Annotated in this window: 3 protein-coding genes; all 3 read left to right on the forward strand. The window is 51.4% G+C overall.

The window, feature by feature from the left end:
* Window positions 1-70: 70 nt before the first annotated feature.
* A complete protein-coding gene (locus tag ACFOET_RS05580) occupies window positions 71-496 on the forward strand; it encodes an OmpA family protein (RefSeq protein WP_456320328.1) in 426 nt (141 codons plus the stop codon).
* 33 nt (window positions 497-529) lie between these two features.
* On the forward strand, window positions 530-1,174 hold the full coding sequence (locus ACFOET_RS05585; RefSeq protein WP_379020429.1) for a response regulator: 645 nt from the start codon (window positions 530-532) through the stop codon (window positions 1,172-1,174).
* A 547-nt stretch (window positions 1,175-1,721) separates the two neighbouring features.
* A partial coding sequence (locus ACFOET_RS05590; RefSeq protein WP_379020431.1) for a Calx-beta domain-containing protein occupies window positions 1,722-14,362 on the forward strand: 12,641 nt, incomplete at its 3' end.

Below are 14,362 nucleotides of genomic sequence, written 5' to 3' on the forward strand. Positions count from 1 at the left end.
GACGCTGTATGACGGGGACCGCGAGATCGTGGCGAGGAAGAGCAGCGGCGGCGAGGGGAGGTTTGAGTTCATGCTTGAGCGGGATAGGAGCTACACGGCGCTGGGTCAGAAGGAGAAGTACCACGGGGATTCGGCGCGGGTGAGCACGGTGGGTATCATTAAATCCGATACGCTGGAGGTTGCCCTGCTGCTGGAGCCGGTCTTTGAGGTGGGCAGGACCTTCGAGCTGAAGAACATCTACTACGACTTCGACAGACACAACATCCGGCCTGACGCTGCGGCGGTGCTGGATGAGCTGGTACGTACGCTGCGCGACAACCCGACGCTGAGGATCGAGCTTTCGAGCCACACGGACAGCCGAGGCAGCGATGCCTACAACATGGCGCTCTCGCAGCGGCGTGCGCAGTCGGCGGTTGANGACACGTTAGCAGCCTTTTTTGCGGATCGCCGCTTCCGAGATCAATATTATATGCCAACGGGTGTTAAATTCGTATGATTTGTTGTAATGTTTTAAGATATCTTTTAAACTATGAAACCTAAATTGAGCAGTGTTATTATCGCCGATGATCACGGTATCGTGAGGCGAGGCGTAGCCAATATTATCCAGGAAAACTGGGGCGCTGTCGATGTTTACGAAGCAAAAACCTTCGAGGAGACCCTACATTATTTAAGGAATCCGGTAGATTTGCTGATCCTCGATATCAAGATGCCCGGAGGCAATAACGTTGCGATGCTTGATATGGTTAAAAGCAGGCAGCCAACAACCAAGATTTTGATGTTTTCGTCCTACGATGAGCGGATATTTGCGCCCCGGTACATGCAGGCCGGTGCAGATGGTTATTTGAACAAGATTTCTGACGACTCAGACATCATAAGCGCCATTCAAACGGTGATAGAGGGGCGCAAGTATGTTAGTGAGCGAATGAAAGATGGTTTGCTCGATTCGTTTTTTGGAAATGGCGAGCAAAGCGTAAATCCTTTAGGTTTATTATCTGACCGCGAAATGGAAGTGGCCCTTCAACTTTCACAGGGAAAGGGTGTTCTTGAAATCGCTTTAATGATGAATCTAAAAATGGGGACAGTAAGTACGTACAAGGTTCGCACCTTCGAAAAGCTTGGTGTGAATAACACAATGGAGTTGGTTGATAAATTGAAACTTTATGCTGCGATTTGAATGCAGCCGACTGAGGTATATCCAAAAAAAATTTTCTTGTTGAATACCTGTTTTTTTTCGTAAAAAAAATGTTACATATTGATAGAATGATCTTTTGGTTAGTCGTATATCGATCTATTTTTCAACCATTTATCTGTAAAAAATTAAACTGATTTCGATGTGTATAAATAGAAAGACAAGCTTGTCTAATTAATACTACAAACAATATTTTTTTGTTGCCCTAACTTTACTTTCAGTTCTTCTACCAAAGAATGAAAAACGTAACGCCGCAAATGTCATTACATCGTACTTGTCATAACCGGATTGATATGGATCAGTCTCGCACGGGAAATGTGCTTATTGGTATACCGATTCCCCGCCACCGACGGGAAGTCAATTTTGGAAAGTAAAAACGCTTATAAGATATTACCCTATTCGTCTACCTATGAACAATCATCTACAAAACCAATTATTAAACAATTCCTATACGGTTACTTGTGACAATAACGCTAGGTTTCCTAAGAAATTGTCCTTTAAGACAAGGAGTGTTTATAAGCGTATATGTTTAATGATTGCGGCATTTTGTTGTCTGATAGGACAGTTGGCTTATGGTGCTGACTTTCCGGTCACCAACACCAACAATGCCGGACTGGGCTCTCTGCGGCAGGCTATCCTGGACGTAAATGCAGCGGGCGAGGGGCCACATACTATCGTGTTCAATGTGCATGGGCAGATCACGCTGACTTCTTCCCTGCCCACCATTACGGCAAAAAAGCTGACCATCGACGGGCAGAACAGGATCAGATTGTATTCCACCGGCACCAATTCCGTCATCAACCCCTTTGTGATTAACGCAGACAGTGTGACGATACGGAATTTTACGATACAGAATAACGGGGATATTAACGTAGACATTTTCCCTAACCGGACGGGGATCACCATTGATAATATTCGCTCCTTCAGCACGGTCGGCAACTTCCTGAATGCATTCATGCGGGTGCAGGGAGCATCCACGGACCTGACAGTGAGAAATATTTATTCCACGGATGTGGAGCCTGCCGGACCGAGTCCTTATATCGGGCGGGCGTTTTATTTTACGGGCGGGATGCAGACCAACTTGGTGATGGAGAATATCCAGCTTAGCACGGCAGGCAATGTGCGCGGGGCTGAAGGTATTGTATTTAGGGATGCATCGGTTAATGGGTTTACGCTGAGCAATAGCAACATCAGCGGCTTTCAAAATGGGATAGTTTTCGATAATACTGCGGGCGCAGTAGAAACAGCGAATAATGTGACAATTAGTGATGTGGTGCTGGATAGCCTCTGGGGCGGCGTTTCGCTAGGAATTTATTCAGATTTTGTTACGACGAATTTCGAGATCATCCGGACTACGATAGACATGGACGTGGTCGGCACGGATAATGATGGAGACTATGCCATCCGCTTTGACAATACCACAAATAACGTAACGCTCGAGTCGGTTAATATCAACGAAAATGATATTCATGCGATTTGGTTCAATGGTGCTGCCAGCAATATCACGATCAACAATGTCGCCATTGGCAATAGTATGCCGGGTCTGTACAGTGGTAACTCCTATGTCAGGTTTGAAACTACGCTGGACGGACTGAATTTTAGTAATTCCGTGCTAAACGGGGATAAGCTGGATAATGCGGACAATGCGGATTATGGAATCTTTTTTGTCAGTACGGCATCCAACGTAAACATTAACAACGTTTCTTTTGATGGATTTGATGGCGATGGAGTTGTGGCAACCGGCGCGGCATCCAACTTCGAAATTAACAAATGTCGATTTACGAATAGCGTTGACGGTATTGAGTTTGGTGGCAACTTCCCACGTAGTAATGTAAACATTATTAATTCGTCTTTTTACAATCAGAAGCGGGGTGGCATACTTGTAAACGCTACAAATGCTATAACGGACGTTGACATTAGGAACGATACCCTGGTGAACAACGCCAACCACGCCATTTGGTTTTACGGCACCGCTGCCGTAACAAATGCGGAGGTGACCGGTTGCGTGATACGTGATAATGGCGGCGCAGGTGTGTATAGCGTTGCCTCCAGCAACATTGTGATTACCGATAATTCCATATATAATAACGCAGCTCGGAATATCTTTTTAGAGACCGGTAACTGTTCCTATACCGCCGCGGCAGGTCGCACGCCAGTACTGGTGTCATCTACGGCGCTGGGTGGGGGGCAGTACGAGATACAGCTTACGGTGCCCAATATAACGGCGGGCGCACAGTATACCATAGATATCTATGCGAACGATCCGACCACGAACAAAACGAGCGGACAATATTTTGTGACCTCTATCCCGAACGTCAGCGCTGGTACTTCCACGCAAACGGTTACCTACAATGCAGGCCCGGGTGCCACCGGCCTTGGTTTCTGGACGGCCACTTTGCGTATACCTGCAAACACTTGCGGTACATCCGAGTTTGGCAACAGTATACCTATGACCTTTTCAGGTCCTGCCTGCGTGAACGACGGCATCATCGCATGGTACCGTGCGGACCAGGGAGTGAGTGGTGTAAACTGGGGCGATATTTCCGGGAATGCCAATCATATGACCGTGTCCGGCGATCCGGATAACACCACCGCCTTGGTAAATTTCAATCCAGCCATTTATTATGATGGCAATGATGTCCATTTTGTACCTGCTTCGGCAGGTGTCACCGGCGCCTACACCCTTATGGGAATGGCGGAATTGGAAGGTTCCCAGACCGGGCGCGTATTCGCCAGTTCTGTGGGGAATAAGCTGCTTGGCTGGCATGGAAATCTGGAGAACCGCTTATTTGTGGAAGCCTGGATAAATCCAGGCAACGCCATCACTACCAAAGGAAAATTATATTCTTTCGAGCGCGCTGCTACCGGGGCTTATGAGTTCCGTAGCAACGGCGCAATGCTGAATACCGGCGCTACTTCCAATGCGACCGAGTGGAGGCTGACCGTAGGTGGGAACTCTGCCGCTGAGTTCTCGAAAGTGGCAGTGCCGGAAGTATTCATCTATAACCGTGACCTGCTGCCTGCCGAACTACAGCGCATTGAATCTTATATGGCCCTAAAATACGGCATCACCCTCAGGGGAGGCACAACGGATTATATTACCAGCGACGGCACGGTACACATGTACACTGCCGCCAGCAACGCGGGCTTTGGCAAACGCATTACCGGCATCGGCCGCGATGATTGCACCATGCTGAACCAAAAACAGTCGCTTAGCCAGGATACCGGTATGGTAACGATCGCATTAGGCGATGCCATTGCCTTGTCCAACGCAGCAAACGCTAATGCCCTTACCAACGATAAATCTTTCCTGGTGTTTAGCGACAACGGGAGCACTACCAATATTTTCACAACGGTATCCGGCACGGAGGTAACACACCGCATGGGCCGCATCTGGAAAGTGCAAAAAACGGCGAGCTGGGATGATAGCCAGCAAATAACATTGAAGCTGGATGGCGGAAACCAGGACAACTACCTGCTGATCAGTACCGACGCCGTGTTTGGCACCATAACCCAGGAGTTGAAACTGGACAGCAGGGGCCTTGTTACCCTTTCCTCTGCTGATTTGGCCAACGGCGCCTATTTTACTTTTGGCAAGCAGCAGCGTTTCCCCGGTGGTGTGGCTACCGATCTACAGGCATGGGTGAAAGGTGATGCGGGCGTCACCGCAGTTGACGGCAAGGCTACTAAATGGACGGATCAGGCGGTGCAAAGAGAATGGCCGGTGGCCAATGCTAATACGCTTACCTTGGTGCCGAACGCGATCAATTATAATCCGGCCATCCATTTTGCCGGTAATAATTATTTTACGGTACCGGGTTTTGCACATACCTTTACACAGGGTGAGATATTCTCGGTGCAGTTCTCCACCCTGGCGACCAACTCCACTGTAGCAAACTTTCCCTTCGAGTTCGGTGGAGACCCTGCCGGCGCCGCGGCACAACATTATCAATATAGCAACGGGTACCACTATACGCATTTTGGTATCAGTTCCCGGCCAGGTTATTCACTTGGTGGGATTAATATGCAGCGGGCTCACGTATTGAATAACTGGAGCGCTCCGGGCAACTGGGGTGTGAGCTTTGATGGCAAAACGATCGGTAGCAGTACCACGTTGACGGTTGATTTTCGGAGAACGACAACCGGTAATATTGCTAATAATGCCATCGGTGCGGGACAAGCTTCTTACTTCACAGGCCGTATTTCCGAAGTGATCTTGTATAACAGGCGACTGAATGACGACGAGCGGATACGGGTGAACAGCTACCTGGCTTTGAAATACGGATTGACCTTACGTAGTGCAGCAGGGGCGCTCACCGATTATATCGCCAGTGACGGCAGCACCCAGATGTGGACCGCTTCCAAAAATACCGGTTACGGTGAGCGCATCACCGGTGTCGGTAGAGACGATAATGGTACGCTGTACCAAAAGCAAAGCCGATCGCAGGTAGATGGAGCTGTTGTAAGTATTACCACAGGGACCGCCTTTTATACTTCCAATGCAGACAACCCCAGTACGATCAGCAATGACCTCTCTTTCTTCGCGTTTAGCGATAATGGAAGAGCAGATGCTTATACCGAAGCGGTCACCGGCCTCGATAATATTACCGTGCGCAGTGCACGCATCTATAAAATAGACCGTACCAACTGGGCCAAAACGATGATGCGGTTGGCGCTGATGGATGCAGACAACTCAACATATCTGTTGTTGAGCGCTGACGAAACGTTCGGTGCCGGCGACCAGGTTTTCCAGTTGGATGAAAGAGGCCTGGTGACGCTTGACAGCGAGGAGCTGCCAGATGGCGCCTACTTTACTTTTGGTACTTCACAGGCCGCTCCGGCCGGCGTAGCAGCAGGGCTTGCCGTATGGGCCAGGGCAGATACCGGGATTGTAGGCGGCAACAATGTTACGCAGTGGAAAGAGCTGGGTCCCTCCGCACGGGTGTGGCCGAAGATCAACACCGCAGTGGCAGCATGGAAACCGGCATCTTTCAACTTTAACCCCGGCATAGGTTTTGCCGGCGGAACCTATTTCTCCGTACCTGAATTTGCCACTACCCAATCAGCGGGTGAGATATTCTCAGTGCAGTTCTCCAACCTCGATAACAACAGCGCTGCCACCCATTATCCTTTTGAGTTCGGCGGAACATACGCGAGCAACCAGTCCGTATATACCTGGAGCAATAGTAACCACTATACCTATTTCGGCTCCGGCACAGCGCGGCGCAACTTTGCTTATCCGGCTACGGTCAATGTGCGCAATTCGCACATGCTGAATATCTGGAGCGCGCCGAACGACTGGGCAGCCGGTATAGACGGCAAGGTGCTGGCGAGTGCAGCAACCAATGCAGTCAGCTTTGTTTCGCCGGCCAGTTTGAAGTATTATATCGGAGCAGGGCATAATGCCATTTTCAACGGTGATATCTCTGAGGTTATCATGTACTCCCGCAAGCTGACCGATGTTGAACGCCAGCAGGTACAATCATACATGGCGCTGCGCTATGGACTTACGCTGGGAGTAGGTACCCCGATGGACTACCTGGCCAGCGATGGTGCCACGAAGATGTGGGATGCTTCCGCTAGCGGCCCTTACGCCAAACATATCACGGGCATTGGCCGTGATGACAGGGGAATGCTGTATCAGAAACAATCGGTCAGCGCAGATACCGGTATTGTTACCATAGCCGTTGGCCCCGTTATCGCGGCGTCCAACGCAGCCAATACCAGCGTAATTAACAACGATCTTTCTTTTCTCACCTTTGGCGATGATGGCGGTGTCACTACTTACCTGACACCGGTTACCGGTATTGATGAGGTGAGCACGCGTATGGCCCGTATTTTCAAGATACAGAAAACCAACTGGGCCGATCAGGATATTACGTTCAAACTAGCTGGTGCAGAAGATGCAGAAACCTACCTGTTAGTAAGCAGTGATGAGAACTTCGCTGGGGGCGACGCCGCGTATAAGATGAACGAAGACGGCACCATCACCATCGGCAGCAATTTGCTGGCCGACAATGCCTACTTCACCTTTGCCCGCCTAACCAGGGGCCCGAATAGCGTAAAAGACGGCATCACCTTCTGGCTTCGTGCCGACGACGGCAGATCTAGCGGTGGCCGTTGGAGCGACTATAGCAATTTCGGTAATAACGCACTCCAGGGCGTAGTGAACGGTCAACCTGTTACGGATGCCCGCGGCCTGAACTTTAACTACAGCCTCGTGTTCGATGGTACCGACGACTTTTTAGATATTAGCACGACCCGTATCGATCCTGCCAACGCTACCGTTTTTGCGGTTGCAGGCGGTTCCGGACTGAATGCCGCCGGTCGTAACCTGATCAGCAGCGGTGCGGTGGGTTCGGCCCAAGGCATGGAATTCCGTATTGCTGCTAACTTCTTGCAGTACTTGGAAAATGCGGCAGCGATATCAGCTGTAGCCGGTACTAAAGCGCCGGTAACTGACCGGCCATATATTTTTAGCGCTACGCAGACCAATGGTACTAACGGTGTACGCTTGTTTCAAAACTATGCGCTGGATAACCAGGGTACCATTAACCTAACACCTGCTACGGCCAACCTCGTTTCGATCGGTTCCCGTACTATTGGCGCTAGGGCGTTGTATTGGATGGGTAAAATAGGCGAGGTGATCGCCTATAACCGGGTGCTCAACGATACGGAGCGGCAGACGGTAGAGTCCTACCTGGCGCTGAAATACGGGATTACCCTGAACGCGGGTGATACCGACTACCTCGCTTCCGATGGCAGCGCCTATTGGACAGCTGACCCTGTCTATAAAGACCGCATTACCGGTATAGGAAGGGATGATGCAACCGCGCTAAACACCAAGCAGTCGCTCAGTGTTGAGGATGGCGTAGTGACGATTGCCCTGGGCGATCGCTTGGAGCTGACCAATGAACAGAACAGCAATATCATTACCAACGATAAATCTTTTCTGGTATTCGCAGATAACGACTTATCTACCACTTCTTATTCCAACACGGTTGCCGGCACCAATATAACGCGCCGTTTGCCCCGTGTCTGGCAGGTACAGAAGACCAACTGGGCCGATCAGAACATCACGCTGAAAGCCAATGTAACAGGAACAGACGTATACCTGCTGATCAGCGACGATCCTACATTCACCTCTATTGACCAGGAAGTACCGCTGAATACGGACAAGATTATTACCCTAAACAGCAGCCTGCTGCCAAGTGGCCACTACTTCACCTTCGGCGCCCCTGTGAAATACCCGGGCGGCGTAAGCAGCGGCAACCTGATATGGCTGCGTGCCGATATCGGTACTTCCGCTACAAGTGATAATACACCTGTAAGCGGCTGGAATGATCACAGTCCGAACGGAAACGATGTCTCGCAGGCTACAGCAGGCAGCCAGCCCATATATATGGATAATGGGGCCAATAACCTAAATTTCAACCCGGTGGTTAGGTTCAACGGTGGTACACATGGTTTGACCGGATCGTCATTCCTTAAGACCGGTACCTACAATGGTGCAGCCGCGTTCCTAGTGAGCAACCAGGCTAGTTCTGTTGCAACGGTGATTTTTACCGAATCGGCCGGAACCGGCACTCAGTTCACACTGCATGCCACCTGGTCCAACAATGTCGTTTACTGGGATGCCCCTTATGTCAGTAACCGTATTTTCTACGACGCAGGAAATGTCAATAATCAGACCCTCCTCTGGACCGCTACCAGCGATCTTACACTCACCGCAAACAAGCAGTCAATTTACCGGAACGGTTTAAATGTTGCTAACGGAAACAATACCAGTACCTTCACGGGTAATAACAGTCCTTTACAGGTAGGCTACAACGCCAACTCGTATAACGGACGTATGGGTGACCTGATCATTTATGCCAATGCGCTTACACCGCTCGAACAACAGCGCGTAAATACTTACCTGGCTATTAAGTACGGTATCACGCTGAACAATGGCGATACCGACTACCTGGCTACTGACGGTACTACAAAAGTATGGGATGCTGCCGCCAATAGCGGTTATAAGAATAATATAGCCGGTATAGGTCGCGATGACGCCGAAGACCTGCAGCAGAAACAGAGCCGCAGTATTAATGCCGGCGTGCAGCTGGCCATCGGTCTCAATGCCCTGGCAGAAACCAATTCGGACAATGCCAGCAATTTCTCTGCAGACAAAACCTATTTGGTGTGGGGAGATGATGGCGCCAGCACCTTGTTCAAAACGGCGATCAGCGGCAACCCTGCTGTGAATTACCGCATGAGCCGTATCTGGAAGGTGCAGGAAACAGGCACGGTGGGCAACGTACAGATCGCAGTGCCCTACGATGCCTTGCCGAATGCAAAAGAAACCTTCCTGGTAGTAAGCGATGATGCTACGCTCGATGGCGCGGACCAGTTCCTGCCGCTAACAGAGATCACACTCAATGGCGTAAAGCATTACGCTGCAAGTACTGATTTAACCGACGGACAATACTTTAGCTTTGCTTCTTCGATCAAAGCCCCAGGTGGCGTAGTGGGGACCAACCTCTGGCTGCGGGCAGATGCAGGTACCTCCAGCACTACAGACAGTACCGCTATCAACGGCTGGACGGATTATGCTTCAGAACTGAACAACGCTGTTCAGGCCGCTGCGGCCAGCCAGCCGATATATAAGAACAACGCCACCGACAACGTGAATTTCAACCCGGTGATGGCCTTTGACGGCAGCAACGACTATATGGATGTCGCCAGCAACCTGAATATCACGGGCAGCAGTCCATTCACGGTATTCGGCATGGGTACAAGAGCATCCGTAGGCACTCCTGACGGTTTCCTGAACCAGCAAGGCTCGGCTATAACCGGGAACTTTACCTACTATTGGACAGCTGCAAACAGATTGGTCGCCGCCCCCGTCAATAGAGGCCCAAATGGAATTGCCAGCAATAATTCCTACGCGATTGCCGGAATACCTTATTTTACTTCAGCTACCCGAAACGGTAACAATTTTGGCATGTATATCAATGGCCTGCCGGATGGATCCGGCGGGGACGCGGGCTTTGTTCTCACCGAAAATAATTACCGGATTGGTAACCGGGCCGCTTCTGCTGACGTTGCCTTCCACGGAAACATTGGCGAGATCATCGCCTATGCTAATCCCCTGACCGATGAGGAGATGCAGCGCGTGCACACCTACCTGGCCATTAAGTACGGCATTACCCTGAACAACGGCCTAGATGATTACCTGGCTACCGATAACACTAAAATCTGGGATGCTACCGCAAACGCTACGCATAAGAATAATATTGCCGGTATCGGCAGGGATGATGTAGAAGGCTTAAATCAGAAACAATCCCAGAGCATCAACCCCGGTTTCCAGCCCATAGTGGGCCTTGGCGACATTGCCGAGAACAACCTTGCCAACACCAATGCATTTACGGCAGACAAGTCATATTTGATCTGGGGCGATGACGGTGCCAGCACTTCATTCACAACCACCATCACGGGCAACCCTTCCGTAAACACTCGTATGGCACGATCATGGAAGGTGCAGGAAACCGGCACCGTTGGTACGGTATCCATTTCGATTTCAAAAGATCAGATCCCGTTGAGTGCCGGTGCGCCTTACCTGGTCGTGAGCAGCGATGCCACATTTGATGGGGCGGACCAATTCATCCAGTTATCTGAAGTCGATGTAAACGGTGTTACCAGTTATTCAACCACCACAGATCTTACTACAGGGCAGTATTTTACGTTTGCCAGCCACGTAACCTCGCCGGGCGGTGTGCCGGGAGAAATGCTGTGGGTCAAAGCGGATGCGGACCTGCAGGTGAACGGAAGCGACCAAGTGGAACAATGGCTGAACCAAAGCGGCGCCATGGTCACTGAACTGCGTGCTGCGCATCCTGCCGATACCAATGCGATCGTCGCTTCGGCAGACATCGTTCGTGTGGCCAATGGTATCAACTTCAATCCCACGGTTGATTTTTCCGGTGCTTCGGGCAAATCCCTTAAGGGAAATGCGGCTAGCGTTTGGAATTCAACGGCTGACCTATCGATATTCTCCGTGAATGCTCTTGAAGGCCCTGTAGTGAATACCATAAACGGTATCTTCAGCACCAACGGAAACTGGACATCGGGAACTGCCACGGGTAGGGGGCTCCTCATGACGACCTCGGGCAACTACGGCCTTGATGGTGCCGGATGCGTTGTCGCGCTATCCACACCCGCTTATACTGGACCCATCATTGCCAGGGGAGTTTATGTAAATAGCGGCAACGCATCGGGCGGCAGTACCTGGTTGAACGGCCGTCAAGGACCTCTTGGCACAGACTGTGCACCGGGCGCAGACGGCTCATTCTTTGAAGTTGGCGGCCGTACCTCCGGAGGCACTGCCTTGGATACCCGAATTTTCAACGGTAAGATCCCGGAAGTGATCGTGTACAAATCGGCACTTACTACCACTCAGGCGCAGCAGGTTGAATCTTATCTGGGCATCAAATACGGGATTACGCTCGACCAGACTACACCACAGGACTACTTGGCCACAGACGGGTCCGTTATCTGGAATGCGACGGCCAACAGCACGTATAAATACAACATCTTCGGCATCGGCCGGGATGATGCCGAAGGGCTTGTGCAGAAACAATCCCGCAGCATACATGCCGGATCTATCCTTACCGCCGGCATTCGTTCCATTGCTGCCACCAATGCAGAGAACACCAATACATTCGGTGCCGACAAAAGTTATATCCTATTCGGCAGCAACAGCGACGCCCTTACGGTGAGTAATACAGACCTGCCGGTTGGCAGCTGTATTGGCGAGCGGCTGACGCAGGAATGGAAAACGCAGATCACCAATTACGATATCAGCACGCAGCCCCTCAGCCTGCAATTTGATTTGAATGGCATGACCGTCGCGGGAACGGTGGTTGAAGATTTCACGATGATGATTGACCATGACGGTGATGGCGATTTCAGCACCGGAACGGTTACCGAAATACCGGCCACCAGTTATGACGGAGGGATCGTAAGTTTTGAGAACGTAAACGCGTTGACAGATGGTGTGGTGTTTACCTTAGTCACCAGTTACCCCGAACGCACTGCGAGCCTGGTGCCTGACGCAACGGTAAGCACCGTAATTTCTACGTGTATCCTGGATGGAATGCTTTATTTCATTGATCCTTCCGATCCAAATAAATATATCGCCTCGATCGATCTGAACGGGAACACAATGGATGTGACCAAACTGTCTGCGGTAGTGGACGTGAACAACGATATGGCAACCCTTGGCGCCAACAGCGGAACCGTTTACGGAACGCAGCTGATGCGGCGTTTGATACAGATCAGCTACGGAGGCGATAGCCTTACGGTAAATGGCGGCGTAATTTTGCGCCTGCTGTGGGATCCTGCAGAGCAGACTGCGGCCGAAGAGTACCTAAGTACGACGCGCGGCGTGACTGCGGATCAAACCTGGACGTGGTTCAAGCACGATGGAGATATTACCGCCACGCTGGCCGATCTCGGAGCTGGCGGCTTGCAGAACATCACGGCCCTGGAACCTTCGGGAAGCGGCCAGGTCGATGCGATAGATTATGTGGAATTTACCATCCCGGCTTTTTCTACCTTCGGTGGAGTGGCGACCGCCAACAAGGTGGTAAACATCGCGGCTGTCCAGGACGGGGAAGAGGCAGGCCCGCAGCATGGCATATTCGACATCAGCCTGCCTCCGGGGGTGACCGCTGATGAAGATATTTCGGTCAGCTATACACTGTCCGGGGATGCAACGAACGGATTAGATTATTTGCAGCTCGACGGTCAGATCATCATACCGGCTGGCGAGAATACCGTGCAGTTGGTTATTCAGGTAAACGACGATGAGGTTATCGAACTGGATGAGGTTGTAATTGCCGAGCTTACGGCTGCCACCGCGGCCGGAGGGGATGCGTGGGCCATTGGTGCAGGTAGCGCAGCGTTGCCCATCCTGGATAATGACCGTACGGACCCGACCAAGACGGTGCTGGAACTTATCGCCAGCGTACCAAACGCTTCCGAGCCTGATATTAACGGCGAGTTTGTCATCAGCTTGCCCGCAGGTGTCACTTCGAGCGAAGCTATTACGGTAGACTATACCATTGGCGGAACGGCCACTCCTGACCTAGATTATTCGTCTATAACGGGCTCGATTGTTATTCCAGCCAACCAGGGCAGTGTCACCGTTCCGGTGGCCGTGCTCAGCGATATGATTGTAGAGGTTACCGAAACGGTGGTGATGACCACCAGCGGTGGAAACTCGGCCAACTTTGTCTTTACGGCCGGTACGGCCAATCAGGATATCGTCAATATCGCCGACGATGGTGCGTACCTGGAACTGAATATAACGGCCAGTATTCCGAATGCGGCCGAACCAGGAACGGCGGGAGAGTTTACCGTGAGCTTACCTGCTGGAGCTACCTCCAGCGAGGACATTACAGTCAATTATACGATCGGAGGTACAGCCACTGCGGACGTCGACTATACGGCGATTACGGGGGCGGTGGTGATTCCGGCAGGCCAGAACGGTGTGACGGTACCGGTGGTGGTGCTGGATGATAATATCATCGAAACGGACGAAACCGTGGTAATGACCATCACGGGCGGTAGCTCGGCCAGCTTTACATTTACAGCAGGTGCCAATGATACAGATACGGTGGTGCTTGCCGATGACGACCGGACAGACCTGGCCAAGATGCTGCTGTCGGTGGCAACCGCTGCAAATGCGGCAGAACCGGGCACGGACGGTGAGTTCACGGTGAGTCTGCCCACTGGTGTGACTTCAAGCGAGGACATTACGGTAAGCTATAGCATCCTGGCTGGCAGTACCGCTACAGCGGGCAGTGATTACACGGCCATCACCGGTGCGGTGGTTATCCCTGCCGGAGCGAACAGCGTGGCAGTGCCGGTAATCGTTATTGACGATCAGATTATCGAGTTGGACGAAACCGTGGTCATGAACATTAGCGGCGGCAGCTCGGCCAGCTTTAGCTTCGCGGCCAGTGCCGATGATGAAGCGACGGTGGTGATTGCGGACGATGACCGTAATGATCCGGTTAAGACGGTGCTGTCGGTGACGGCCAGCGTGCCGGATGCTTCCGAGCCTGATGTGGACGGTGAGTTCACGGTCAGCCTTCCTGCGGGCATTACATCTTCACAGGATATTAC

It is taken from the genome of Parapedobacter deserti, assembly GCF_042646065.1.
Classification (GTDB): domain Bacteria; phylum Bacteroidota; class Bacteroidia; order Sphingobacteriales; family Sphingobacteriaceae; genus Parapedobacter; species Parapedobacter deserti.

Excerpts from the sequence above, each read along its gene's own strand:
- ACFOET_RS05585 (WP_379020429.1), top strand. The coding sequence starts at position 530 with ATGAAACCTAAATTGAGCAGTGTTATTATCGCCGATGATCACGGTATC.